Raw genomic sequence first — 25,127 nt, 5'->3', positions numbered from 1 at the left:
CCTCATGTCCAGTCGTAGGTTCCGTCGAGCAGCGCCTCCAGGCTTGCCCGGTGCATCACGTAGTCGTCCCGGTCGGGAGTGTCGGTGTCCTCGCCGAAGTGGATCATCCTGCGCTTGACCCTGGCCATCACGATCCCGTGCCGCAGCGCGGCGTAGACGAGGTAGAAATCCAGGTCGCGTACCGTATAACCGGTCAGCTCTTCGTATTTCGCCACCACGTCAGAGCGACGCAGGAAGTCCGGCAGGCCTGGCTGCTCGAAGCGGGTCGCTAGATCCTGGAAGAACCGGTGGATGAAGATGATCCAGGCGATGTCCAGCTCGCGCGGCCCCAAACCCGCCATCTCCCAGTCCAATACGCCGACCGGCTCGAACCCGTCGTAGATGATGTTGCCGGGGCGGGAGTCGCCCCAGGACAACACATCCGGGCCGGGGTCCGCGGGCCAGTGCGCGTCCAGCCAGTCGAAAGCGCGCTCGATCAACGGGATCGGATATCCGTCGTCGGCCAGCGCCCAGCGGTACCAGGCGCGATGCCAGTCCACGTGCCTGCGCAAGGCTTGGCCCGGCCCGTCCAGCATGGGGAACCTGGCGGCGGGGTCGGGGATGGCGTGGATCTTGGCCAGTACGGCGAGGGTGTTGTCGGTCAGCAGCGCGCGTTCGGTGGGCTCGGCGTCGAACAGCCAGCCGTAGAAGACATATGGCGGATTGTCGGCCGGAACCCGTCCGTCGATCCGGCGCATCACGAAAAACGGTGTGCCGAGGACACTCTCGTCGGTCTCCAGCCAGCACAGCGGCGGCACCGGCACGTCCGTGGCGGCCGCGACGCCCTCCATTACGCGGTATTGCTTGGCCAGGTCGTAGGTTTCGAAGACCGGGAAGTCGGCGGCGCTCGGGGCCAGCCGCGCGACGAACGAGCCGCCTTCGCTGCGACCCCCCACGCTCCATTCCGCGTCGAAGAGCACCGAGGCGCTCGACATCCCGGAACCCTGCGGCAGCGTCAGCTCGTGCACGCGCGGCGGCTCGTCGGCCGCGACCTTGCCCGCCAGCCAGCGCGACAGGTCCTCGGCGAGGCCCTGGAGATCGCGTTCGCTGATCGTGAGCTGGCGCCGCTCGGTGGGATCGGGCTCGTCGGCCATCATCGTCCTCCTGTAGTCGGGCGGCGGACCGCCCACCACCCGGCATTTCCTCCCGGAACAACCGAACTGTAACGCGTTCTAATCGGGGGTCACGGGGAATCACGGGATTGGTTCGCTGACCGAACTCCAGGGTTGACACGGGTTCGCCTCATCCTTTCGGAGTATGGCGGCTACCCCGCGCGACGGAGCCGGAAATCGGGATCCTGCCGGAAGCGGCCGGGCGGTTCGCGTGGATACCGTCCTCACGGAATGTCGTCCAGGGAAGTGAGGAGGGATCCGTGCGGGAGCGAACCATGAACTCGGTGTCCGCGTGTTTCGCGGGGTCGAGGCTCGGCGGGGTGTCGCTGTGAGCGCCATCGGCACGCAGGTGCTCGAGCGAGACAGCGAGGGTGCGGTGGATCCGTCGCCCCGATGGTCGCTACCGGCGCGGATCGGTTTCCGGTTCGGCTTCGTCTATCTGCTGCTGTTCTGTCTGACGTTCGCGCAGATCCTGTTCGTCTTCGCGGGCATCGCTATGCGCTGGCTGCCGGACTCGGCGATCCAGTGGCAGATGAACGCGGTCGAGCCGGTGGTCAGGTGGGTGGGCGAGCGCGTCTTCGGCGTCGACGCGATGATTCACGAAAGCGGCAGCGGTGATCAGACCATCGTCTGGGTGCTGATCTTCTGCATGCTGGTCGTCGCGGCCGTCGCTACGGCGGTGTGGTCGGTGCTCGACCGCCGCCGTGCCGACTACGCGGTCCTCGGCCGCTGGTTCGTCGTGTTCCTCCGGCTCTGCCTGGGCGGGCAGATGCTGTGGTACGGCTTCGCCAAGGCGGTGCCGAACCAGATGCCCTATCCCTCGCTCACCACACTGCTCCAGCCCTACGGCAACCTCAGCATGACCGAGGTCCTGTGGAATCAGGTCGGCGCGTCGCCGTCCTACCAGATGCTGCTCGGCATCGCGGAGGTGCTCGGCGGTCTGCTGCTGTTCTGGCCGCGCACCGCGACCGTCGGCGCGATGCTGAGTCTGGTGAGCATGGCGCAGGTCTTCGTGCTGAACATGACCTATGACGTGCCGGTCAAGATCCTGTCCTTCCACCTGATGCTGCTCTCGCTGGTGGTGCTCGCGCCGCAGACTCGGCGGTTGGCGAATGTGCTTGTGCTGGAACGACCTTCGGAACCGGCCGCACAGCCGTTGTTGTTCCGTTCGGCGCGGTCGAACCGGATCGCGGCGGTGTTGCAGGTAGCGCTCGGAGTGTGGACCTGTTCCGGCGCGACGTATGTCGCGTGGGAATCCTGGCACGAATACGGTTACGGCGCACCGAAACCCGCGCTCTATGGGATCTGGAACGTCACCGAGTTCACCGTCGACGGTCACCCCCTTCCGCCGTTGACGACCGAACCCACCCGCTGGCAGCGGTTGGTGTTCGACCAGTTCGTCACCAGCTATCAGCGGATGGATGATACTTTCGTGCCGACCATCGCCGACGTCGACACCACCGCGCGCACCATCACGATGACCGCGCCGCCGACCTCGCCGGAGGCTCAGCCGACGCCGGTGGCGACGTTCACCTTCGAGCAGCCCGCGCCCGATCGGCTCGCCTTGCGTGGCGATCTCGGCGGGAGGGCGGTCACGGTGACGCTGGACGAGTTCGACCTAAACGAATTCCCTTTGCGCGGACCGCGTTTCCACTGGATTCAGGAGATTCCGAACCTGAATTGATCCGGTGGGTCAGCGGTCGACCAGGGGGTGGAGTCAGAACTGAACCGGCCGGGTCAGCCCGTGAGCTGACCCGGCCGGATCGGCGGACGGAAGTCGAGCGGATCAGCCCTTGATCAGCTCGACGGCGTCCTGCTCGGTCTCGGGCGACTCCTCCGGCGCGTGCGAGCGGCTCGGCAGCAGAACCGCCATCACGATCACGACCAGCGCCAGCGCGGCGGAGATTCCGAAGGCGAGGCGCATGCCGTCGAGGTGGGCGGCGACCGGTTCGGCGCCGCCCTCGATCAGTGTGGTGCTGCGGGCGGACATGACGGTCACGACCAAGGCGGTGCCGAAGGCCGCGGCGACCTGCTGGAGCGTGCCGAGCATCGAGCTGCCGTGCGAGTAGAGGTGCTGCGGGAGCGCGCCGAGGCCCAGGGTGAAGACGGGCGTGAACGCCGCGGCCAGCGACACCATGAGCAGGATGTGCAGGCCGAGCAGCTGCCAGTACGGCATGGTCATCGAGATCTGGGTGAAACCGGCCAGGGACGCGGCGATGCCGACCGAACCGGGGATCACCAGGACACGGCCACCGAAGCGGTCGAACAGGCGGCCGATGGTCGGGCCGAGCAGACCCATGGCGAGGCCGCCGGGCATGACAAGCAGACCCGTCGCGAGGGGGCTCAGGCCGCGCAGGTTCTGCAGGTACAGCGGCAGCAGGATCATCGAGCCGAGCATCGCGAGGAACGCGATCGACATGAGCAGCAGCGCCTTGGCGTAGGTGCCGATCAGCAGGATGCGCAGATCCAGCAGCGGCGTTCCGGTGCGCTGCAGGCGCAGCTGGCGGGCGGCGAACACGCCGATGAGGGCGAGTCCGACCGCGACGATCACCGCGGGCGCGGCGATGCGGTCCGCCTCGAACCGGCTGAGGCCGTACACCAGGCTGCCGAAGCCGATGGCGGCCAACGCCACGCTGGACACGTCGATCGCGCCGGTCTGCGGTTCGCCAATGTTCTCGAGTCGCCGCAGCCCCAGCCAGGTGACCGCGCCCGCGATCGGCAGCACCAGCACGAACAGCCAGCGCCACGAGCCGACCTGCAACACCAGTCCGGACAGGACCGGTCCCATGGCGGGCGCCACCGAGATGGCGAGGGTGACGTTGCCCATGACCCGCCCGCGATCGTGTTCGGGCACCACCGTCATCAGGGTGGTCATCAGCAGCGGCATCATGACCGCGGTGCCGCCCGCCTGGACGATCCGCCCGAGCAGCAGCACTTCGAACGTCGGGGCGACGGCGGACAAGGCGGTGCCCGCGAGGAAGACGCCCATCGCGATCGCGTAGGCGCGGCGGGTGGTGACCCGCTGCAGGAACCAGCCTGTGGCCGGGATGACGGCCGCCATCGTGAGCATGAACGCGGTGGAGACCCACTGCGCCGACCGCTCGGTGACCTCGAGATCGGCCATCAGACGCGGAATCGCGTTGATCATGATGGTCTCGTTGAGGATCACCACGAAGGTCGCGAGCACCAACAAGAGGATGACGGTCGGCGTCCGCCGCCCGGTCGGACTGGCGGATTGGACGGCTGACATCGGTTACCTCCGGGGTGGTCGTAAGCGAAAGACGAGGGGTTGGCCCTGGACGAGTCACCACCGTGTGTCTCGGCCTACAGGAGAAGACGGGGATGGTCCGGTCAACTCATCGGGCCGCGCCAGTGTTCCAGTCGCCTCTGACAAGATTCAGCCGATTTTCCCACGACCAGCTCCGTGGAGCACCGTCGAAAGTACCCCTTCACCAGCCTTTTTCGTCCATCGACAACCGTCGTGGTGACGCTCGTCACTTTGTCCTCGATCGGCCTGTGGCCGACCGAACTCGACCGGCTGCCCCAGCTGAGCTACAGCATGAACAGCCCACCGTTTGCCGGGCCGGGCCGAGAGCCTCTGGGCCGTCTCGCTTCTCACCGCCGCAGACCCGCCGCAGTGCGACAACGCACCAGTTCGGCACGATTCCCGCCTCTGATTGCCGGTGCGTCGCGGGCAGGCCGTAGGCTCGAACACTGTGCCGAACACGTCAGACAACGCCGAGGAACAGGCGGTATCCCAGTCCGCCGCCCAGCAAACGGGCGACCCGAACTACCTGGTGGGGCTCGATCTGAACGGCCGCCGCGTCGTCGTGGTCGGCGGCGGCACGGTGGCCCAGCGCAGGCTCGGCCTGCTCATCGCCTCGGGCGCGGACGTGCACGTCATCAGCCGCGACGTCACCCCGGCGGTCGAGGGCATGGCCACCTCCGGGCAGCTCACCGTCACGCTGCGCGCCTACGCCGACGGCGACCTGGACGGCGCTTGGTACGCGATCGCCTGCACCGACGAACCGGAGACCAACGCCGCCGTCGTCGAGGAGGCCAACCGGCGTCGCGTGTTCTGCGTGCGCGCCGACGTCGCCCGGCTCGGCACCGCGGTCACCCCCGCCACCGCCCGCTACGACGGTCTGACCCTCGGCGTCCTCGCCAGCGGACAGCACCGCCGCTCGGCCGCGGTGCGCACCGCGCTGCTCGAGGCGCTGCAATCCGGTGTGGTGACCGATGATTCGTCGCCCGTCACGCCCGGCGTCGCCCTGGTCGGCGGCGGCCCCGGCGACCCGGACCTGATCACCGTGCGCGGCCGCAGGCTGCTGGCGCGGGCGAACCTGGTCGTCGCCGACCGCCTCGCGCCCCCGGAACTGCTCGCCGAACTCGGCCCCGATGTCGAGGTCGTCGACGCGGCGAAGATCCCGTACGGCCGCGCGATGGCGCAGGAGGCGATCAACGCCACGCTCATCGAGGGCGCCAAGGCGGGCAAGTTCGTGGTGCGGCTCAAGGGCGGCGACCCGTACGTGTTCGGTCGCGGTTACGAGGAGCTGGAGGCCTGCGTGGAGGCGGGCATCCCGGTGACCGTCGTTCCCGGTGTCACCAGCCCCATTTCGGTGCCTGCCGCCGCGGGCATCCCGGTGACTCACCGCGGCGTCACGCACGAGTTCGTGGTGGTCAGCGGGCACGTCGCGCCGGATCACCCGGATTCGCTGGTGGACTGGCCCGCATTGGCCCGGCTGCGCGGCACCCTGGTGTTGATGATGGCGGTGGAGCGGATCGAGCAGTTCGCCGCCGCGTTGCTGGACGGCGGACGCCCCGCCGACACCCCCGCGACCGTCATCCAGGAGGGCACGCTGCGCACCCAGCGGGTGCTGCGCGCGGACCTCGGCACCGTGGCCGCGCGAGTTCGCGAGGAGGGCATCCGGCCGCCCGCGATCGTGGTGATCGGACCGACCGCCGGGTTCTCCGCGAAATAACCCCATCGGCCCGGCTGGCGCGGGCGCTCGCCTCCGCCATCCAGTCGAACAGCGATGAGCGCGGCACCGGCCGGATCGACGGGCAAAGTCGACGCCGCACAGCACCGTGCGGCGCGGGAGATTCGTGTGCGGCGAGGGTCGGCCTTCACCGCGGCCGGGGTCGACGCGCCTCGGCTATCAATTACAGTGACTCCCTGTGCTCGATAATCCCGCTGCGACGATGCAGTACCCGGTGACGCAGCGGGCCTTCGGGCTCGCGATCCTAGTCTTGAGCGGGCTGCAGCTCATGGTCGTGCTGGACGGCACGGTGGTGATCTTCGCGCTGCCGCGTCTGCAGGATCAGATGGGACTGACCAGCGCGGGCAGCGCGTGGACGGTCACCTCCTACGGACTCACCTTCGCCGGACTCATGCTGCTCGGCGGCAGACTCGGCGACGCCTTCGGCCGCAAACGCATGCTGATCTACGGCGTCGGCCTGTTCACCCTGGCCTCGCTGGCGTGCGGGCTCGCCCAAGGGCCCGCGATGTTGATCGCGTCGCGCGCGGTGCAGGGCGCAGGCGCGGCGGTCGCGGCACCCGCCGCATTGGCGCTGGTTGCAACGACTTTCGCGCCCGGTAAGCCGAGGAATCAGGCGATCGCGATCGTCGGGTCGATGGTCGGCATCGGGTCGGTCGGCGGTCTCGTGGTCGGCGGCGCGCTGACGCAGCTGTCCTGGCGCTGGATCTTCCTGATCAACGTGCCGATCGGCCTGCTCATCGTGCTCGGCGCGGTGTACTGCCTGTCCGACACCGCCCATCACCGCGTGACCCTGGACGTGCGCGGCGCCGTGCTCGGCACCCTGGCCTGCGCCGCCATCGTCTTCGGCGCCACCGAGGGGCCCGCGATGGGCTGGAGCAACCCGGTCATCATCGGCTCGTTGATCGGCGGCGCGGTGCTGCTCGTGGTGTTCGTGCTCGCCGAGCGCAATGTCGACAATCCACTGCTGCCGTGGTCGCTGTTCGACAGCCGTGACCGCGTCACCACCTTCCTGCTGATCCTGCTCTCGGGCGGTGTGCTCGGCGCGATGACCTACTTCGTCGCGCAGTTCCTGCAGAACGTCGTCGGCTACGGACCGCTGGAAGCGGGCGTGGCCTCGATCCCGTTCACCGTCGGCATCGGCCTCGGCGGGGCGATGGCGTCGAAGCTGGCGATGATGGTCGCGCCGCGCTGGCTGCTCGCGAGCTCGGCCGTGGTGCTCGCCCTCGGCCTGCTGTTCGGTTCGACGCTGGAACGCGACGTGACCTATTGGCCGACGCTGTTGATCCTGCTCGTCGTCATCGGTTTCGGCGTCGGCGTCGCGATGGTGGTCTCGCCGCTGTGCGTGCTGGTCGGCGTGCCGCCCAACGACATCGGTCCGCTCGCCGCGGTGGGGCAGATGTTCATGAACCTGGGCACGCCGCTGGCGATCGGCGTCCTCACGCCGATCGCGGTCTCGCGCACGCTGTCGCTCGGCGGCAAGACCGGTAAGGCCTCGGATATGAACTCGGCGGAGATCGTCGCGCTCGGCAGCGGGTACACGCTCGTGCTCGCGGTCTGCGCGGGCGTCGCCGTGGTGATCGGCCTGATCGCGTTGACGCTGCGGTACACGCCGCAGCAGGTCGCGCAGGCCCACCACGCCCAGGAAGAAGCGCAGCGGGCCTGAGCTCGATTCCTGTCTCAGCACGGTCCGGCCACCTTGTGCGAGTGACGCGAGTCAGAGCCGTCCGGCCACCTTGCGCGGGGTGACGCGGACGATGAGCCGTTCGGCGTCCTCGACCGAGGCCGGGTTGAAGTCGGCGTAGTTCTTGCCGGTGTACTTCAGCGAGAGCTTGTTGGGCAGGGCCTTGTCCGGATCCGGCGTCAGGGTGGCGGTGCCGCGGATCTCGGCATAGACGTAGGGGTTCTCGGGCGGGTTGATCAGCAGGGTCACTCGCGGGTCCCTGGCCAGATTCTTCGCCTGCTGACGCGCCACCGTGGTGGAGAACAGCAGGTCGTCGCCGTCGCGCTCGAGCCAGATCACAGTGAGATGCGGTTGCCCGTTCGCGCCGACGGTGGCCACCGTGGCGAACACCTTCGACTCGTCGAGGTACTTCTTCAGGTCGTCGGAGAGCGCAGCTGTACCGGTCATGTCTCGGGGGAACACCCGGACGCGGCCGCGCATTCCCGTATGCCGTGAACCTGCGCTCGGGCTTCAACCCCTTGTCGCGGAACGGTTTCGGCGGGTCGAACATGGAAGACCCGGGAGCTTTGCCCGCCCCCGGGCCTCGGTGTGCCGCCCATGTCGCCTACCGGTGTCGGTGGGATCGGATCACTCTCACCGCGACGCGTCCTACGTTTGGACCACCTCCGCATGGGCGCGGAGAGCGGGTTTTGAACCCGCACCTCGTCGCTTCGCGTCCTCTCCTCGAGAACCGGTCGTCGGCGGCGAATACTCAATCTGGAGCGATAGTCTGAGCTTGCGCCGCGGCCCGCCCGCTCGGCGGCCGGCCCGTGGCTTCAGGCTGATCTTCAGTTTGAGCTTGCGCTCTTCGCGCATCCCCCGCGGCGCGGGGGAGTTCTCGGGTTGTCAGCGGAACAGGTAGTCGAAGATCACCTTGCCGGTCTTGCGGTCGGTGACCTCCGCGGCGTTGGCCTCCTCGCGGGCGAACTTGACCGCCTGCGCCAGCTTCTCGATCCGGCCGACCACCTCGTTCACGCGCCGTGCGGGCAGCGCGCCGGAGAACTTCACCGTGGTCCAGTAGCCGACGGCGATGTCCTCGTAGTACACCTCGACCTGGGCCGGGTGCTTGTCGGTGGCCTCGGCCTTCACGTGGTTGCGCGGCACCTTCTTGGTGCGGATGGTGCGGACCGGCTCGGTGCGCCAGGTGTCGGAGGAATCGTCGAATCCCCAGGCCTCGGCGGCGTCGAGCACCGGGAGCCGCTTGACGAAGGTCAGCAGATCGGCGAGCTGCTTCTCCAGGAACAGCAGGTACGGCACCGGGACGTCGTCGAGGATGGTCTCGCCGTCCACCACCACGTCGGCCGCGGCGGTGCGGTTGGCCCAGTCCTTGGTCGCGGTCACGTCGAAAAGGCGGGTCAGCGTGGCGGCGGTCTGCCGCAGCACCTCCTCGGACTTCACCTGCACCCGGGTCGCCTCCGGCGGAAGCTGCTCGCCCTCTTCGTCCTTCGGCTGGTAGGTGCGGGTGATGCCGGCCAGTAGCGACGGCTTCTGCAGCAGGTTCTGGGTCTCGGCGAGCTCGCGCAACGCGGCGCTCTTGACGCCCTTCTCCACCGCGATGATCTGATTCAGCTTGGTCATTCGTCCTCCCCGATCGCGCCACGGCGAGGTGCCCGGACGCTTCGATTGAATTCGGGCGACGCCAGATTTCGGAATCCCCCCGTCGTCGCCGTGGTGACGGTACCGGCGGGGTGGTGGACGGCGCATCTCATTTTCCGGGCAGGTAGTCGGTGGGCCGTCGGCTGTCGCGGTGGTGCGATCAGCGCGGTTGGCCCGTGCTCTTGCGGCGACAGTGAATGGGTTCGTGCGGTGACGAATTCCATTGCCGGAGGCGTTGTCGCCAGCGTTCCCGTGGAGAAGACTGGGCGGATGTCACCTGAGGTGGAGCGGGCGCTGTTGGAGCGGTGGACGGCGCTGGCCGGTCCCGCTGCCGAGCCGGTCGGGGAAGACCTGGTGCGCCGCTACAGCGAACCGCACCGGCGCTATCACACCGTCGAGCACTTGGCGGCCATGCTCCGCGTCATCGACGAGCTGGCCGACCAGGCCGACGACGCGGACGCCGTGCGTTACGCGGCGTTCTTCCACGATGCGGTGTACGCCGTCGACCGCGCCGACAACGAGGAGCTCAGCGCCGAACTCGCCGAGGTGATGCTCGAGAAGATAGGCGCGCCAACCGAACTCGTGCGCGAAGTGGGCCGTTTGGTGCGTCTCACGAAATCCCACGACCCAGAACCGGAGGACCACAACGGCGGCGTCCTGTGCGACGCCGACCTCGCCGTGCTTGCCGCCGACGAGCCCGGCTATGCCGCGTACGCGGCAGCGGTCCGCGCCGAATACGCCCACGTTCCGGACGACCTCTTCCGCGCGGGCCGCGCCGCCGTCCTCGAAAGCCTTGCCCGCCAACCCCACTTGTTCCACACCGAATCCGCCAGGCGGCGCTACGAATCCGCCGCCCGCGGCAACCTCCGCCGCGAGATCGCCGCATTGGCCGAGCCGCCCCGCTGAGCTCCGCGGTTCGCAGGCCACGCCGCGCAGACGCTGTGACCTCTCGACGTGGGTGAGTCGACGACAAGCTGCCCGAGCGCCTCAGGTGATGATGAGAAGTTCGGTGGGAGAGGCGATCTCGGTGCGCAGCCCGGCCTTCTCCGCGACTCGGGCCACACCGCGAACGTCGGTCGGTTCGGCGCGGGTGAGGACCAGCGCCCGGGCCAGCAGACCCTTGTGGTGCTTGTTGAAATGGCTCACCACGGTGCGGCTGCCGTCGGGGTGCTCGGTGAGGACGTTCGCGGTGACGGCGCCGGGGACGCGGCCCAGTTGCTGGTAGGTGCCCGAGCGCAGGTCGACGACGAGATCGCCCGCGGCTTCGGCCACCAGGGCGTCCGGCAGGACGTCGCGCCAGACTGCGGAGAGGGTCGGCAGACCCGGCAGTTTGGAGCCGCCGGAGAGACGGTAGGCGGGGATCGGGTCGCCCGCCCGCACCGCGCCGAACAGCGCCGAGCCGATGCCGAGCCGCGCGTACGCCTTGGCGCGTTGCGCTTTGGTGAAGGACTTCGCGTCCAGCGCGTCGTAGAGGACGCCGGTGTAGCGCTCCAGCGCTGGCCGGGTCGCGGCCGTGCGCAGCGCCGCGTTCCTGGCGATCTCGGCGTCGGCCCCCTTGCCGAGCCCGAGTGCCGCGCGGGAGGCAGCCGGATCGGCGGCCAGCTCCACCAGTTCGGTCACCAGCTTGTCGCGCACCGGCGTGAGCTGCGGAATGGCGAGCAAGTCCAGGTCCAGGGGCCCGCCCGCGCCGCCGTCGGACTTGGTTTCGGAGGGAGGTAGCAGCACCAGCACGAGGCGATACGGTACCGGCGCGAGTCGCGGCGAACCGGACGCGGTAGCGCGACGCGATCATGAACACAGCCCACGCGCCCCGAAATGGATAACGCGTTGCGGAGACGCGGTGGCCGGAGACTACGCTGTGGACCCGTGATCACCCGCCTCTCCCACCTCTTCCTGCGTACCCTGCGCGACGACCCCGCCGACGCCGAGGTGCCCAGTCACAAACTTCTCGTGCGCGCCGGATACGTCCGCCGCATCGCCCCGGGCGTCTACTCGTGGCTGCCGCTGGGTCTGAAGGTGCTGCGCAAGATCGAGGACGTCGTCCGGGAGGAGATGAACGGCATCGGCGCGCAGGAGATCTCGCTGCCCGCGCTGCTTCCGCGCGACCCGTACGAGACCACCAACCGGTGGACCGAATACGGCGACGCGCTGTTCCGGCTGCAGGATCGCAAGGGCGCGGACTACCTGCTCGGCCCCACTCACGAAGAGCTGTTCGCGCTCACCGTGAAGGGCGAGTACAACTCGTACAAGGATCTGCCCGTCGCGCTGTACCAGATCCAGACCAAGTACCGCGACGAGGAGCGTCCCCGCGCGGGCATCCTGCGCGGGCGCGAATTCGTCATGAAGGACTCCTACTCCTTCGACCTCGACGAGGATGGCCTGAAGGCCAGCTACAACGCGCACCGCGAGGCCTACCAGCGCATCTTCGACCGGCTCGGCGTCGAGTACGTCATCGTGGCCGCCACCTCGGGCGCGATGGGCGGCAGCGCCTCGGAGGAGTTCCTCGCCGACAGCCCCGTGGGTGAGGACACCTACGTGATCTGCCGCGAGTCCGGCTACGCGGCCAATGTGGAGGCGGTGATCACGCCCGCTCCCGAAGCGCAGCCGATCGAGGGCAGGCCCGAGGCCGTCGTGCACGACACCCCGCACACCCCGACCATCGCCACGCTGGTCGAGTGGGCCAACGCCGCGGGCATCGCCGAGCAGTACGGCAGGCCGGTCACCGCGGCCGACACCCTGAAGAACGTGATGGTCAAGCTGCGCCACCCGGACGGCAAGACCGAGATCGTCGGCATCGGCATCCCCGGCGACCGCGAGGTGGACGACAAGCGCCTCGGCGCGTCGATCGAGCCCGCCGAGGTCGAGCTGCTCACCGAGGCCGACTTCGCCGCCAACCCGTTCCTGGTGAAGGGCTACATCGGTCCGAAGGCGTTGCAGGAGAACGGCATCCGCTACCTGGTCGACCCCAGGGTGGTGACCGGCACGTCCTGGATCACCGGCGCGGACAGCGAGGGCAAGCACGTGGTCGGCCTGCTCGCGGGTCGCGACTTCACCCCGGACGGCACCATCGAGGCCGCCGAGGTCCGCGACGGCGACCCCTCACCGGACGGGCGCGGCACGCTGGTGTCCGCGCGCGGCATCGAGATCGGGCACATCTTCCAGCTCGGCTACAAGTACACCGACGCCTTCGAGGTCGACGTACTCGGCGAGAACGGCAAGCCGGTGCGGTTGATCATGGGCTCCTACGGCGTCGGCATCTCGCGCATGGTCGCGGTGATCGCCGAGCAGCAGCACGACGAAAAGGGTCTGCGCTGGCCCGCCGAGATCGCGCCGTTCGACGTGCACGTCGTCATCGCGAACAAGGACGAGGCGGCCCGCGCGGGCGCCGAGGACGTGGTGTCCGGCCTGCACGCGCAGGGTCTCGACGTGCTCTTCGACGACCGCACCGCCTCGCCCGGCGTGAAGTTCAAGGACGCCGAACTCCTCGGCATGCCTTGGGTTCTCGTCATCGGCCGCGGCTGGGCCGAGGGCAAGGTGGAGCTGCGCAACCGCTTCACCGGCGAGGCCGAGGAGATTCCGGCGGGCTCCGCCGTCGAGACGGTGGTCGCGAAGATCCGCGGCTGATCCGCTCGCGCATCGTTCGCCGCCCCGGTCACCACGGTGGACCGGGGCGGCGTTCGTTTTGGGACTGTCTCGGAAACTCCGGGCCTCGACTGAGTCTCGCATCCGGGTCCGCCCGGCGTGAGAAGGTTGGACAGTCGCCCTCTCCTTACGCTTCCGTAGGCTAGATTTGCCGGTCTGCTAACTGACATACCCACCACACGCTGCTGTTACCCGCTGGTAAGTTAACCGGCATGACGAACACCGAGGCGTTGTTGTTCAACCCGGCCACCTACGATCCGCAGCATTTCGACGCGGAGACCCGCCGCCTGCTGAAGGCCACCATCGAGTGGTTCGAGAGCCGCGGCAAGCGGCAGCTGCTAGCCGACGATCACAACGCCGTGTTCACCGCGGACTTCCTCGAGTTCGTCGCCAAGGAGAAGCTCTTCGCCACCTTCCTGACCCCCGCGGCGTACGCCGACGGCGACGAGAACCGCCGCTGGGACGCCGCGCGCAACGCCGCGCTCTCGGAGATCTTCGGTTTCTACGGCCTGGCCTACTGGTACGCCGAGCAGGTGACCATCCTCGGCCTCGGCCCGATCTGGCAGAGCGACAACGAGGCGGCCAAGCGGCGCGCTGCCGCCGACCTGGCCGACGGACAGGTGATGGCCTTCGCGCTGTCCGAGCAGTCGCACGGCGCGGACATCTACAACACCGACATGGTGCTCACCCCCACCGAGCCGGGCAGTGCCGACGCCGAGGCCGGAATCCTGTTCCGCGCCAACGGCGCCAAGTACTACATCGGCAACGGCAATGTGGCCAGCATGGTCTCGGTGTTCTCCCGGCGCGGTGACATCGAGGGCGCCGACGGCTACATCTGGTTCGCCGCGGACAGCCGCCACGAGAACTACCACCTCATCGACAACGTCGTGAACGAGCAGATGTACGTGAGCACGTTCCGGCTGGAGAACTACCCGGTGCGCGCCGAGGACATCCTGCACACCGGTCCCGAGGCGTTCTCCGCGGCGCTGAACACCGTCAACGTCGGCAAGTTCAACCTGTGCCACGGCGGTATCGGCATGGTGGAGCACTCCTTCTACGAGGCCATCACGCACGCCAACAACCGCGTGCTCTACGGCAAGCTCGTCACCGACTTCCCGCATGTGCGTGGCAATTTCGTCGACGCCTACAGCCGCATCATCGCCATGAAGCTGTTCAGCGACCGCGCCGTGGACTACTTCCGCACCGCGAGCCTGGACGACCGGCGCTACCTGCTGTTCAACCCGATGACCAAGTCCAAGGTGACCTCCGAGGGCGAGGTGGTCATGACCCTGCTGCTGGATGTCCTGGCGGCCAAGGGCTTCGAGAAGAACACCTACTTCAACGAGGTGCAGCGCCTGATCAACACCCTGCCCCGGCTCGAGGGCACGGTGCACGTGAACGTCGGGCAGATCCTGAAGTTCCTGCCCAACTACCTGTTCAACGCGAAGGACTACCCCGAGGTCGGCACCCGCCAGGACGCGGCCGACGACGAGTTCTTCTGGCGGCAGGGCCCGGCTCGCGGCGCGGGCCGAGTGCAGTTCGCGGACTGGAACCCGGTGTACCAGAAGCACTCCGACGCCGCGAACGTGGCGCGCTTCTACGAGCAGGCCAAGGCGCTGCGCGACCTGATGGCCACCGCGGCCCCCGACGAGGCGCAGCAGCAGGACCTGGACTTCATGCTCACCATCGGCCACCTGTTCTCCCTGGTGGTCTACGGCCAGCTGATCCTGGAACAGGCCGCGATCACCGGCCTGGACCGCGACGTGCTCGACCAGATCTTCGACTTCCAGATCCGCGACTTCAACGCGCACGCCACCACCCTGTACGGCAAGGCGTCCGCCACCGCCGCGCAGCGGGAGTGGGCGGTTGCGGCGCTGCGCACCCCCGAGGTCGACCGGGAGCGTTTCGACCGGGTGTGGGCGCAGGTGGCGTCCTACGACGGCGCCTACGAGATGCGCCCCTGAGCGAGCCGGGTGCGGCCGAATACTTTTCGGCCGCACCCGCTTTCGGACCTCGATCGGACCGTGGCCGAGGCGCGCGAGTCGGGACTTCGCCCAGCGACCGATGGTCGAAGCTGCCAGGTCGCGCGCAGCTGAAAGACCGTCGCGCAGCTGGAAGATCTCAGCCGCGTGGGCGGCTCGCCGAGCGAGCGGCGAACGTCGGGCTACCGGACCGGTCTCAGGGCTGGCCGGGGAAGGCGACGGTCGGCGGGTTCGCGCCGAGAATCGCTTGCCACGCGGCCATGCGCAGTGCGCACTCGGTGAGCGCGTCGACACCGATGCGGCGGGTCGGTTCGGATTCGCCGTGCTCGACCACCGCGCGCCAGGCGACCGCGGTGTCCTTCTCGACGGTGACGGCCAGTCGCGCCGCGTCGATGGGACCGTCCACCGGGAACGGCATCGTGTAGGCGGGTTCCGGCGGCGGTGCGCTCGCTCCCGCCGCACGCAGCGCGTCGACGGTGGTGTCGCGGCGGGCCCGGTGCGCCGCGGTGTTCTCGGCGATGAGGCGATCCCGCTCGGCGGAGGCGAACGCGGCGATCACGCCGTAGGCGTAGACCGCGGCGTTCTCGGCGGTGAGCGCGTCGAGCAGGGCTTGGCGTTCGGCGTCGGTCATGCCAGCAACACCCCGGCGTGCGCGGCGCAGGCCGCGCTGATCGAGGCGAGCAGCCCCGCGCGGTAACCGGATTGGGTCACCGCGAGATCGGCCGCGGACTTACGCGAGCGGGCGAGCTGCCCGCGCAACTGGTCGAGGCTCGGCGGGGAGATCGGTGGCACGTCCGTACCTGTCGTCTCGGGGCCGGTCGTGACCGCGGCGAACGGCAGGGCGTTGTCCCGGGTCTTGCGCGCCGGGGTGGTCCCGTCGCCGTAGACGCCGACGGCGCGGGCGATCTCGGTTCGCAACGCGTCCGCGTGCGCGGTGCGTTCGTTCGCGATCGTGCTCAGCACGGCCTGCCGCTGGGGAGCGAGCGCGATCGCCGCGGTCGCCGCCGCGGCGTCGGTTCGGGCCGAGATCTCTTGTGCGGCAAGCGGATCGGGTTCGTATACGGATTCGTCCGCGCAGCCCGTCGCGGCGCCGAGCGCGAGGGCGCCGAACGCTCCGCCGCCCGCGAGCCGCAACGCGGTGCGGCGGTCGACGAGGGGGACACGATGCGCTAGGGGGTCCTGGGACGCGTGCCGGTCGACCCGGCTGCCGAAGGTGCGCCCGGCCGATGGCGGGGCGAGGAGGCGGAGAGGCACGGCACCATCGTGCCAGACCGGTCCGACCACTCCGGTCACGCCGAGCGACCCGCCCTGCGCGCCGCGCACCCGGGACGCATGTCTCGGGCCGCTGGTCCTTTACACTCTCGTGGCGCGTTACGCTAGACCTTCGGTACAGAAAATTCCGACCGCGTCACAACTGAACCAGGAGCCGCCCCACATGCCGATGCCGACCGAGGAAAGGGTGAGCCAGCTCGTTGCTGAGCTCGTCGAACGCCGGGGATTCGACCTCGAGGGCGTCGAGATCTCGAGGGCAGGCAAGCACGCGGACGCGCAGGCCAAGGTGAAGGTCACCGTCGACAGCGACGGTACCGCCGATCTCGACACCATCGCCACCCTCAGCTCGGAACTCTCGCTGCTGCTCGACGACGCGGGCGATTTCGGCGAGACGCCCTACCTGCTGGAAGTCACGACCCCCGGCATCGACCGCCCGCTCACCGCCGACCGGCACTGGCGCCGCGCGCAGGGCCGCAAGGTCCGCGTCACGCTCAGACCGGGGGCCGAACCACCGGAACCGGGGGGTTCGGCGCGGTTCGAGGCGCGAGTCGGTGCGCTGGCGCAGGATTCGGTGGCGCTGGTGCTCGGCGGCAAACGCAACCCGCACCGGGTGCACGTGCCGCTGGCCGATATCGCAGAGGCTGTCGTCCAGGTCGAGTTCTCCGCGCCCGGCGAGCGAGAGCTGGAGCTGGCGGGCGGGGTGACGCCAGGTCGTCCCAAACCGGGGCACGACGACGATGCTCTCGCGGTCGACGACGCCGCGGATGCCCGAGGAAACACCGATGCACTACCCGTAACAGCGTCCGATTCGACCGAAGGGATCGTGGAATGAACATCGAAATCGAAGCCCTGCGCGCGATCGTCGCCGACAAGGGGATCTCGATCGAGACGGTGATCTCCGCGATCGAGTCGGCGCTGCTGACCGCCTATCGACACACCGAGGGCCACCAGCCCAACGCGCGCATCGACATCAACCAGAAGACCGGCGTGGTCCGGGTGATGGCGCGCGAACTCGACGCCGATGGCAACGTGATCTCCGAATGGGACGACACCCCAGAGGGTTTCGGCCGGATCGCGGCGACCACCGCGCGCCAGGTCGTGTTGCAGCGGCTGCGCGACGCGGAGAACGAGAAGTCCTTCGGCGAGTTCTCCACCCACGAGGGCGACATCGTCGGCGGTGTGGTGCAGCGCGACGCGCGCGCCAACGCCCGCGGCACCGTGGTGGTGCGCATCGGCAGCGAGCTGCACGGCACCGAGGGGCTGATCCCGCCCGCCGAGCAGGTGCCCGGCGAGACATACGAACACGGTGACCGCATCAAGTGCTACGTGGTCGGCGTCTCCCGCGGCCCGCGCGGCCCGCAGATCACCCTCTCGCGCACCCACCCGAATCTGGTGCGCAGGCTCTTCGCGCTGGAAGTGCCGGAGATCGCCGACGGCTCGGTCGAGATCGTCGCGGTGGCCCGCGAGGCCGGGCATCGCTCCAAGATCGCGGTGCGCTCCACCGTGCCTGGCGTCAACGCCAAGGGCGCCTGTATCGGCCCGATGGGCCAGCGCGTGCGCAACGTGATGAGCGAGCTGGCGGGCGAGAAGATCGACATCATCGATTACGCCGAGGATCCGGCCGCCTTCGTCGGCAACGCGCTCTCGCCGTCGAAAGTGGTTTCCGTCACTATCGTCGACCCCGACGCCCGCGCGGCCCGCGTGGTGGTGCCCGACTTCCAGCTCTCGCTCGCGATCGGCAAGGAGGGCCAGAATGCCCGCTTGGCCGCGCGTTTGACCGGCTGGCGGATCGATATTCGCAGCGACGCGGCCCCGGACGTGGGCGGCGGCGTGCGGACGGAGGCGCATCGCAGTTGAGCGAAGCTCACACCGCGAACAGGGAATCCCGCCCCGGGGATGACATGTTGGTAACTTCCGCGGGGGAGGGGTTCGGCGTTCGGGGCCGGGCAGCGGTACAGTGGTCCCAGGTTCAGCACGAGCCTTCGGCTTCTTCGCTCGAACGCACCACCGATCGACTCCCCGCTTCCGAGCGGCGGTCGGCCCCGGTGCGCACGTGTATCGGATGTCGGAAGCGCGAGTTGGCCGTCGATCTGTTGCGGATCGTGGCACAAGATCGGGAAACCGGCGACGGATCCCGTATCGTCGTGATCGTTCCCGATCCGCGGCACAGACTTCCCGGGAGGGGTGCCTGGTTGCACCCCCTTTCGTCTTGTCTGAGCACCGCAGAACGGCGCCGAGCATTCGGCAGAGCACTACGAGTGTCCGGACATCTGGATATCTCAGCCCTGGAGCATTACCTCGAGAACAGGCACGAGCACTCATGAGCACACCGTGAAGTACCAACGATGAACGTCCATCGGAGATAACCCGAGGTCGTGCGGGCCGCCGTCCCCTGAAACGGTGGCACTGCTCGACCTCTCAGTGAGGAGAGCAGTGGCAGGCAAGGCCCGCGTGCACGAGTTGGCCAAAGAACTCGGTGTCACGAGCAAAGAACTACTCGCAACGCTCAAGGAGCAGGGCGAGTTCGTGAAGTCGGCGTCCTCGACGGTGGAAGCGCCCGTCGCCCGTCGGCTGCGCGAGTCGCTGGCGGCGAAGTCCGCGCCGGCGGCAGACTCCAAGTCCGGGGCGCGCCCCGGGCCCGCTTCGTCGGCCCGTCCGGCCGCGAAGCCCGCCGCGGGCGGTCCGCGCCCCGGCCCACGTACCCCGGCTCCGGCGCAAGCCGCCGCGTCGTCCCCGGCCGCGCCCGCGGCCCAGGCCGCCGCGACTCCCGGCCCGGCCACCACCCGTCCCGGTGACGGTGTGCGCCCCGGTCCGGCCGTGAAGCCGGGCCCCGCCGCGCCCGCGCAGGACTCGGCGCCCGCCGCCAAGGCCGCGCCCGCTCCGTCCGGTCCGCGCCCGACCCCGGGTGCGCCGCGTCCGGGCCAGCAGCAGCGTCCCGGTGCGCCCGCGCAGGGTGGTCCGCGTCCCGGTGGGCCGAAGCCCGGCCCCAAGACCCCGCGCGTCGGTAACAACCCCTACTCGTCGACGCCCGCGCCCGAGCGCGCCCCGCGTCCGGCGCCCCAGGGCGGTCCACGTCCGGGTCCGGCTCAGGGCGGTCCCCGCCCAGGTCCGGCCCAGGGCGGCCCGCGTCCGGGTCCCGCGCAGGGTGGCCCGCGTCCCGGTCCGGCTCAGGGCGGCCCGCGTCCGGGTCCCGGCCAGGCCGGTCCGCGTCCGGCCGCTGCCCAGGGTGGCGGCCCCCGTCCCGGTGGTCCCCGTCCGAGCCCCGGCTCGATGCCTCCGCGTCCGAATCCCGGTGCGATGCCGCAGCGTTCGGCCCGTCCGGGTCCCGGCGGCGCCGGTGCGGGTCGTCCCGGTCGTCCGGGTGGCGGCGCCGGTGGCGCCGGTCGTCCCGGCGGTGGCGGCGGCTACCGCGGTGGTGGCGGCGGCACCGGTGCGCCCGGTGCCGGTGCGGGTGCTCCCGCGGCCGGTGGTTTCCGTGGTCGTCCCGGTGGCGGCGGCGGTCGCCCGGGTGGTCCCGGTGGCCGTGGCGGTGCGGCCGGTGCGTTCGGTCGTCCCGGTGGCGCCCCGCGTCGTGGTCGCAAGTCGAAGCGGGCGAAGCGCGCCGAGTACGAGAGCATGCAGGCGCCCGCCGTCGGCGGCGTGCGGCTGCCGCGCGGCAACGGCGAGATCATCCGGCTCGCCCGTGGCGCGTCGCTGTCGGACTTCGCGGAGAAGATCGACGCCAACCCGGCCGCTTTGGTCCAGGCGCTGTTCAACCTCGGCGAGATGGTCACCGCGACCCAGTCGGTGAACGACGAGACCCTCGAGCTGCTCGGCAGCGAGATGAACTACGTCGTGCACGTGGTCAGCCCCGAGGACGAGGACCGCGAGCTGCTGGAGAGCTTCGACCTCACCTACGGCGAGGACGAGGGCGACGAGGAGGACCTGCAGGTCCGTCCCCCGGTCGTGACCGTCATGGGTCACGTCGACCACGGTAAGACCCGACTGCTGGACACGATCCGCAAGGCCAACGTCCGCGAGGGCGAGGCCGGTGGCATCACCCAGCACATCGGCGCCTACCAGGTGATGACCCACCTCGGCGACGACGACCGACTGATCACCTTCATCGACACCCCGGGTCACGAGGCGTTCACCGCCATGCGTGCCCGCGGTGCGAAGGCCACCGACATCGCGATCCTGGTGGTCGCCGCCGACGACGGCGTCATGCCGCAGACGGTGGAGGCGATCAACCACGCGCAGGCGGCCGACGTGCCGATCGTCGTGGCGGTCAACAAGATCGACAAGGAAGGCGCGAACCCGGAGAAGATCCGGCAGCAGCTGACCGAGTACAACCTGGTGGCCGAGGAGTACGGCGGCGACACGATGTTCGTCGACATCTCCGCCAAGCAGGGCACCAACATCGACGCACTGCTCGAGGCCGTCCTGCTCACCGCGGACGCGGCCCTCGACCTGCGCGCCAACCCGGACATGGACGCCCAGGGTGTCGCCATCGAGGCGCACCTCGACCGCGGCCGTGGTCCGGTGGCGACCGTGCTCATCCAGCGCGGCACGCTGCGCGTCGGCGACTCGATCGTGGCGGGCGACGCCTACGGTCGCGTGCGCCGCATGGTCGACGAGCACGGCGACGACGTCGAGGCGGCGCTGCCGTCGCGGCCCGTCCAGGTCGTCGGTTTCACCTCGGTGCCCGGCGCCGGTGACAACCTGCTCGTCGTCGACGAGGACCGTATCGCTCGCCAGATCGCCGACCGCCGCAACGCGCGCAAGCGCAACGCGCTGGCCGCGCGCAGCCGCAAGCGGATCAGCCTGGAAGATCTGGATGCCGCGCTGAAGGAGACTTCGGAGCTGAACCTGATCCTCAAGGGCGACAACTCCGGTACCGTCGAGGCCCTCGAAGAGGCCCTCATGGGTATCGAGGTCGGCGAGGAAGTGCGGCTGCGGGTCATCGACCGCGGTGTCGGTGGCGTCACCGAGACCAACGTCAACCTGGCCTCGGCGTCGAACGCGATCATCATCGGGTTCAACGTGCGCGCCGAGGGCAAGGCGACCGAGCTGGCCAACCGCGAGGGCGTCGACATCCGGTACTACTCGGTGATCTACCAGGCCATCGACGAGATCGAGAAGGCCCTCAAGGGCATGCTCAAGCCGATCTACGAAGAGGTCGAGCTGGGTCGCGCCGAGATCAGGGCCATCTTCCGCTCGTCGAAGGTCGGCAACATCGCGGGCTGCATGGTCACCTCCGGGTCGGTCAAGCGCAACGCCAAGGCGCGTCTGCTGCGCGACAACGTGGTGATCGCCGAGACCGTCACCATCTCCTCGCTGAAGCGGGAGAAGGACGACGCGACCGAGGTCCGCGAGGGCTACGAGTGCGGTATGACGCTGACCTACTCCGATATCAAGGAGGGCGACGTCATCGAGGCGTACGAGCTCCGCGAGAAGCCGCGCGACTGACCGGTCCGAGTATTCGAACACCGCACCAGCGTCCGAGGCCCCGCTCCTACGGCGGGGCGCCGGGCGCGAGGTGCGGTGTTCGGTTCGGCCTAGAACACTGAAAGGTGTGTGGGTGTACCTAGGTGCACTGGAGTTCGACATACTGCTCGGCGACGTCCATTCGCTGAAGGAGAAGCGGTCGGTCATCCGGCCGATACTGGCCGAGTTGCAACGCTTCGGCGTGAGCGCGGCCGAGGGCGGGGAACACGATCGGTACCGGCGCTCGTTGCTGGGAGTGGCCATGGTCAGTGCCGGCATGGATCACCTGACCGAGGTGCTCGACAAATGTGAGAGGCACGTCGCGGCGCGCCCGGAGTTACAGTTGCTGGCAGTACGCCGCCGGATCTTCGGGCCCGAAGACTGAGCCCCGCGACGCCAACCGAATACAGACAACAGTGAGGAGGAGACGGCCATGGTGGATCAAGCCAGGGCACGCCGACTCGCGAAGCGGATTTCCTCGATCGTCGCCACCGCGATCGAATACGAGGTGAAGGATCCGCGGCTGCGTTTCGTGACGGTCACCGACGCGAAGGTCACCGGTGATCTGCGCGAGGCCACGGTGTACTACACGGTGATGGGTGAAACCCTCGAAGCCGAACCGGATTACGCGGCCGCGGCCGCCGGTCTGGAGAAGGCCAAGGGTGTGCTGCGTTCCAAGGTGGGGGCGGGAACCGGGGTGAAGTTCACGCCGACGCTGGCGTTCGTGCTGGACAAGGTGCCCGACGCCGCGCGCGAGATGGAGGAGCTGCTGGCCCGCGCCAGGGCCGCCGACGACGCGGTGGCAAGGACGGCCGCCAACGCGCGGCCCGCGGGCGAGGCCGATCCGTACAAGGTCGAGCGCGACAGCGCCGAGTGACGCGCGACACGGATGACGACGAGCGGTAACAAGGCCGAACTCGACGCGGCCGTCGCGGCGCTGAACGCCGCCGGATCGGTCACCATCCTGTGCCATGTGCAACCCGACGCCGACACCATCGGCAGCGGTCTGGCGCTGGCGCTCGTGCTGCATCGGCGCGGGATCCCGGTGTGGGTGTCGTTCGCCGAGCCCGCCGAACTGCCCGCTTCCATGCGCTCGCTGCCCGGGATCGAGCATCTGGTCCGGCCCGCGGAGGTGCCGCGCGAAGTGGACCTGCTCGTCGCGGTGGACTGCGGCAGCGCGGGGCGGCTCGGCGCGCTGGCCGACCGGCTGTCCGGCGCGGTGACGGCGCTGGTGCTCGACCATCACCGCTCGAACACCCGCTTCGGTGCGATCAACGTGGTGGACTCGGGCGCGGAATCGACGACCAGCCTGATCGCCCGGTTGCTCGACGCCTGGGGCGTGCCGATCGATGCCGAGGTCGCGCACTGCCTGTACGCGGGCCTGGTCACCGACACCGGCTCGTTCCGCTGGGTGCGGCCCGGAACCCACCAGCTGGCCGAACGGCTGCTCGCCACCGGGATCGACGGCGCCGAGATCGCGCGCACGCTGCTGGACACCCATCCGTTCGACTGGCTGCCGATGCTGTCACGGGTGCTCGGCACGGCCCGGCTGGAGCCCGGCGCGCGGAGCGGCACCGGGTTGGCGTACGCGTTCGTGCGCCGCGACGACGTCACCGGCGTGCGGTCGGAGGAGGTCGAGAGCGTCATCGATATCGTTCGCACCACGGCCGAAGCCGGGGTGGCCGCGGTGTTCAAGGAGTCGCGCACGGTCGACGGCCGCTGGACCGTGTCGCTGCGGTCCCGCGATTCCGGGCCCGGCGCGCAGGACGGTGTCGACGTCGCGGAGGTGGCGACCGCGCTCGGCGGCGGCGGGCACCGTTACGCGGCCGGGTACACCACCGACGGACGCCCGGAGGACGTGGTGCGGGCACTGCTCGCGGCGCTCGGATGAGCACGCGGGATATCGCGGGCGTCAGTGCCGAGAGCGATGCCGATCCCGCCGAGGCCGGGCCGAGGCGCATTCTCGGCCTCGCGCTACCCACGCTGGGCGTCTTGGTCGCCGAACCGATCTACCTGCTGTTCGATCTCGCGGTGGTCGGCAGGCTCGGCGCGCTGGCGCTGGCCGGACTGGCCGTCGGCGGCTTGATCCTCGCGCAGGTGAGCACCCAACTGACCTTCCTGTCCTACGGAACGACCGCGCGGGCCGCCCGCAGGCACGGCGCGGGCGACGAGCGCGGCGCGGTGGCCGAGGGCGTGCAGGCCACTTGGCTCGCGGTGCTGGTCGGCCTGCTGATCCTGATCACGGTGCAGGCGTTCGCCGTTCCGCTGACCAGCGCCATCGCGGGCGGCGGGGACATCGCCGCCGAGGCGCTGCCCTGGGTGCGGATCGCGCTGTTCGGCGTGCCGCTCATTCTGATCGCGATGGCGGGCAACGGGTGGTTCCGCGGTGTTCAGGAGACCCGTCGTCCGCTGCTGTATGTGGTTGCCGGTCTTGTGCTTTCGGCGGTGCTGTGCCCGGTGCTGGTGCATGGCTTGCTCGGCGCGCCCACACTCGGATTGCCCGGCTCGGCGGTGGCGAATGTCGCCGGGCAGACGGTGACGGCCGCGCTGTTCCTGGGAGCCTTGGTGCGCGAACGCGTTTCGCTGGTTCCGCAGTGGGCGGTGATGCGCGCCCAACTGGTGCTCGGCCGCGACCTGATCATGCGCAGCTTGGCCTTTCAGGCATGTTTCGTGTCGGCGGCGGCCGTGGCGTCGCGGTTCGGTGCGGCGTCCGTCGCGGCGCACCAGCTGGTCCTCCAACTGTGGAACTTCCTTGCGCTGACGCTGGATTCGCTGGCTATCGCCGCCCAGACCCTGGTGGGTGCGGCGCTCGGCGGTGGAAACGCCGTGGGTGCGCGGCGGCTCGCGTGGCGCGTCACGCGGTGGTCGGAGGTCTTCGCGCTCGCGTTGGCCGGTGCGTTCGCCGCGGGGTACGCGGTCGTCCCGCCGCTGTTCACCGACGACCCTGCGGTGCTGGATCGCACCCACGTGGTGTGGTGGTTCTTCGTGGGCATCATTCCGGTCGCCGGTGTGGTGTTCGCGCTCGACGGCGTGCTGCTCGGCGCCGGTGACGCCGCGTTTCTGCGGACCGCGACGCTCGGTGCCGCGTTGATCGGCTTCCTGCCCGCCATCTGGCTCTCGCTCGTCTTGGACTGGGGAATCGCGGGCATCTGGTCCGGTCTGGTCGCTTTCATGGTGCTGCGGCTCGCGGCGGTGGTCTGGCGGACGCTGACGGGTCGCTGGGCGCAGGTGGGCGCGGAGATTCCGCGCGGCAGCGCCTGACCGTCCGGTTCGCTATTTCGAAAACGATATTCATTCC

21 protein-coding genes are annotated in these 25,127 nt (G+C 69.5%); 14 read left to right on the top strand and 7 right to left on the bottom strand.

Annotated features, from left to right (window positions below; genetic code table 11):
• Positions 1–2: 2 nt before the first annotated feature.
• Positions 3–1,133 (bottom strand): phosphotransferase family protein, encoded by a 1,131-nt coding sequence (locus AB0H49_RS22300; RefSeq protein WP_357253986.1) that lies wholly within the window; start codon positions 1,131–1,133, stop codon positions 3–5.
• A gap of 346 nt (positions 1,134–1,479) precedes the next feature.
• Between AB0H49_RS22300 and AB0H49_RS22295 the strand changes: the two genes are divergently transcribed.
• Positions 1,480–2,835 carry a DoxX family protein gene (locus tag AB0H49_RS22295; RefSeq protein WP_357253985.1) on the top strand — a complete coding sequence of 452 codons (1,356 nt, stop codon included), beginning with the start codon at positions 1,480–1,482 and terminating at the stop codon, positions 2,833–2,835.
• 102 nt (positions 2,836–2,937) lie between these two features.
• On the opposite strand, the gene AB0H49_RS22290 is transcribed toward AB0H49_RS22295, so the two are convergent.
• Positions 2,938–4,401 (bottom strand): MDR family MFS transporter, encoded by a 1,464-nt coding sequence (locus AB0H49_RS22290; protein ID WP_354999429.1) that lies wholly within the window; start codon positions 4,399–4,401, stop codon positions 2,938–2,940.
• A gap of 466 nt (positions 4,402–4,867) precedes the next feature.
• On the opposite strand from AB0H49_RS22290, the gene cobA reads away from it, so the two are divergent.
• Together cobA and AB0H49_RS22280 are read left to right on the top strand one after the other, a co-directional pair.
• Entirely contained in the window at positions 4,868–6,133 is a 1,266-nt protein-coding gene (gene cobA / locus AB0H49_RS22285) for a uroporphyrinogen-III C-methyltransferase (RefSeq protein WP_357253984.1), read from the top strand.
• Positions 6,134–6,353: 220 nt separating this feature from the next.
• A complete protein-coding gene (locus tag AB0H49_RS22280; RefSeq protein WP_354999851.1) occupies positions 6,354–7,814 on the top strand; it encodes an MFS transporter in 1,461 nt (486 codons plus the stop codon).
• 51 nt (positions 7,815–7,865) lie between these two features.
• On the opposite strand, the gene AB0H49_RS22275 is transcribed toward AB0H49_RS22280, so the two are convergent.
• Positions 7,866–8,279 carry a PPOX class F420-dependent oxidoreductase gene (locus AB0H49_RS22275; protein WP_357253982.1) on the bottom strand — a complete coding sequence of 138 codons (414 nt, stop codon included), beginning with the start codon at positions 8,277–8,279 and terminating at the stop codon, positions 7,866–7,868.
• A gap of 438 nt (positions 8,280–8,717) precedes the next feature.
• Positions 8,718–9,449 carry a hypothetical protein gene (locus tag AB0H49_RS22270; RefSeq protein ID WP_357253980.1) on the bottom strand — a complete coding sequence of 244 codons (732 nt, stop codon included), beginning with the start codon at positions 9,447–9,449 and terminating at the stop codon, positions 8,718–8,720.
• Between the two features lie 288 nt (positions 9,450–9,737).
• Here AB0H49_RS22270 and AB0H49_RS22265 point away from each other — a divergent pair, with 288 nt between their 5' ends.
• Complete coding sequence (locus AB0H49_RS22265) at positions 9,738–10,373, top strand: metal-dependent phosphohydrolase (protein WP_357253978.1); 636 nt, start codon at positions 9,738–9,740, stop codon at positions 10,371–10,373.
• Positions 10,374–10,454: 81 nt separating this feature from the next.
• Here AB0H49_RS22265 and yaaA read toward each other — a convergent pair whose 3' ends face one another.
• On the bottom strand, positions 10,455–11,198 hold the full coding sequence (gene yaaA, locus AB0H49_RS22260) for a peroxide stress protein YaaA (RefSeq protein WP_357253976.1): 744 nt from the start codon (positions 11,196–11,198) through the stop codon (positions 10,455–10,457).
• A 135-nt stretch (positions 11,199–11,333) separates the two neighbouring features.
• Here yaaA and AB0H49_RS22255 point away from each other — a divergent pair, with 135 nt between their 5' ends.
• Both AB0H49_RS22255 and AB0H49_RS22250 read left to right on the top strand, forming a co-directional pair.
• Positions 11,334–13,091, top strand: coding sequence for a proline--tRNA ligase (locus tag AB0H49_RS22255; protein ID WP_354999447.1), 1,758 nt, complete (start codon positions 11,334–11,336; stop codon positions 13,089–13,091).
• A gap of 230 nt (positions 13,092–13,321) precedes the next feature.
• Positions 13,322–15,073, top strand: coding sequence for an acyl-CoA dehydrogenase family protein (locus AB0H49_RS22250; protein ID WP_354999448.1), 1,752 nt, complete (start codon positions 13,322–13,324; stop codon positions 15,071–15,073).
• 214 nt (positions 15,074–15,287) lie between these two features.
• Here the strand turns inward: AB0H49_RS22250 and AB0H49_RS22245 are convergent, their stop codons facing one another.
• Entirely contained in the window at positions 15,288–15,722 is a 435-nt protein-coding gene (locus AB0H49_RS22245; RefSeq protein ID WP_357253974.1) for a ferritin-like domain-containing protein, read from the bottom strand.
• The gene (locus tag AB0H49_RS22240) at positions 15,719–16,345 is read right to left on the bottom strand and encodes a hypothetical protein (protein WP_357253972.1); all 627 of its coding nucleotides are present in this window, start codon (positions 16,343–16,345) and stop codon (positions 15,719–15,721) included. The genes AB0H49_RS22245 and AB0H49_RS22240 overlap by 4 nt, the downstream gene beginning before the upstream one ends.
• Positions 16,346–16,526: 181 nt before the next feature.
• Between AB0H49_RS22240 and rimP the strand changes: the two genes are divergently transcribed.
• From rimP to AB0H49_RS22200, 8 genes are all read left to right on the top strand, one after another.
• Positions 16,527–17,195 carry a ribosome maturation factor RimP gene (gene rimP, locus AB0H49_RS22235; RefSeq protein ID WP_354999451.1) on the top strand — a complete coding sequence of 223 codons (669 nt, stop codon included), beginning with the start codon at positions 16,527–16,529 and terminating at the stop codon, positions 17,193–17,195.
• Complete coding sequence (gene nusA, locus AB0H49_RS22230; protein WP_067782429.1) at positions 17,192–18,220, top strand: transcription termination factor NusA; 1,029 nt, start codon at positions 17,192–17,194, stop codon at positions 18,218–18,220. The genes rimP and nusA overlap by 4 nt, the downstream gene beginning before the upstream one ends.
• Positions 18,221–18,408: 188 nt before the next feature.
• Complete coding sequence (locus AB0H49_RS22225; protein ID WP_354999452.1) at positions 18,409–18,687, top strand: YlxR family protein; 279 nt, start codon at positions 18,409–18,411, stop codon at positions 18,685–18,687.
• A 109-nt stretch (positions 18,688–18,796) separates the two neighbouring features.
• Positions 18,797–21,811: a translation initiation factor IF-2 gene (infB, locus tag AB0H49_RS22220; protein ID WP_357253970.1), complete on the top strand. Its 3,015-nt coding sequence runs from the start codon at positions 18,797–18,799 to the stop codon at positions 21,809–21,811.
• Between the two features lie 112 nt (positions 21,812–21,923).
• On the top strand, positions 21,924–22,214 hold the full coding sequence (locus AB0H49_RS22215) for a DUF503 domain-containing protein (protein ID WP_067782782.1): 291 nt from the start codon (positions 21,924–21,926) through the stop codon (positions 22,212–22,214).
• Between the two features lie 48 nt (positions 22,215–22,262).
• Positions 22,263–22,706: a 30S ribosome-binding factor RbfA gene (gene rbfA / locus AB0H49_RS22210; RefSeq protein ID WP_354999454.1), complete on the top strand. Its 444-nt coding sequence runs from the start codon at positions 22,263–22,265 to the stop codon at positions 22,704–22,706.
• 12 nt (positions 22,707–22,718) lie between these two features.
• Positions 22,719–23,720, top strand: a complete 1,002-nt coding sequence (locus tag AB0H49_RS22205) for a bifunctional oligoribonuclease/PAP phosphatase NrnA (RefSeq protein ID WP_357253968.1) — start codon at positions 22,719–22,721, stop codon at positions 23,718–23,720.
• Positions 23,717–25,090, top strand: a complete 1,374-nt coding sequence (locus AB0H49_RS22200; RefSeq protein ID WP_357253966.1) for an MATE family efflux transporter — start codon at positions 23,717–23,719, stop codon at positions 25,088–25,090. Before AB0H49_RS22205 ends, AB0H49_RS22200 begins: the two co-directional genes overlap by 4 nt.
• Positions 25,091–25,127: the final 37 nt, after the last annotated feature.

It is taken from the genome of Nocardia sp. NPDC050713 (genome assembly GCF_040654315.1).
In the GTDB taxonomy this organism is placed as follows: Bacteria; Actinomycetota; Actinomycetes; order Mycobacteriales; family Mycobacteriaceae; genus Nocardia.
This window is presented reverse-complemented; position numbering and strand designations above follow the sequence as displayed.

What these genes read in the sequence shown, in the direction of transcription:
- AB0H49_RS22290 (WP_354999429.1), bottom strand. Translation starts at nt 4,401, where the DNA reads ATGTCAGCCGTCCAATCCGCCAGTCCGACCGGGCGGCGGACGCCGACC.
- AB0H49_RS22265 (WP_357253978.1), top strand. Translation starts at nt 9,738, where the DNA reads ATGTCACCTGAGGTGGAGCGGGCGCTGTTGGAGCGGTGGACGGCGCTG.
- AB0H49_RS22205 (WP_357253968.1), top strand. Translation starts at nt 22,719, where the DNA reads ATGACGACGAGCGGTAACAAGGCCGAACTCGACGCGGCCGTCGCGGCG.
- AB0H49_RS22200 (WP_357253966.1), top strand. Translation starts at nt 23,717, where the DNA reads ATGAGCACGCGGGATATCGCGGGCGTCAGTGCCGAGAGCGATGCCGAT.
- rbfA (WP_354999454.1), top strand. Translation starts at nt 22,263, where the DNA reads ATGGTGGATCAAGCCAGGGCACGCCGACTCGCGAAGCGGATTTCCTCG.
- AB0H49_RS22300 (WP_357253986.1), bottom strand. Translation starts at nt 1,133, where the DNA reads ATGGCCGACGAGCCCGATCCCACCGAGCGGCGCCAGCTCACGATCAGC.
- AB0H49_RS22250 (WP_354999448.1), top strand. Translation starts at nt 13,322, where the DNA reads ATGACGAACACCGAGGCGTTGTTGTTCAACCCGGCCACCTACGATCCG.
- nusA (WP_067782429.1), top strand. Translation starts at nt 17,192, where the DNA reads ATGAACATCGAAATCGAAGCCCTGCGCGCGATCGTCGCCGACAAGGGG.
- AB0H49_RS22280 (WP_354999851.1), top strand. Translation starts at nt 6,354, where the DNA reads ATGCAGTACCCGGTGACGCAGCGGGCCTTCGGGCTCGCGATCCTAGTC.
- AB0H49_RS22275 (WP_357253982.1), bottom strand. Translation starts at nt 8,279, where the DNA reads ATGACCGGTACAGCTGCGCTCTCCGACGACCTGAAGAAGTACCTCGAC.
- AB0H49_RS22270 (WP_357253980.1), bottom strand. Translation starts at nt 9,449, where the DNA reads ATGACCAAGCTGAATCAGATCATCGCGGTGGAGAAGGGCGTCAAGAGC.
- rimP (WP_354999451.1), top strand. Translation starts at nt 16,527, where the DNA reads ATGCCGATGCCGACCGAGGAAAGGGTGAGCCAGCTCGTTGCTGAGCTC.
- AB0H49_RS22245 (WP_357253974.1), bottom strand. Translation starts at nt 15,722, where the DNA reads ATGACCGACGCCGAACGCCAAGCCCTGCTCGACGCGCTCACCGCCGAG.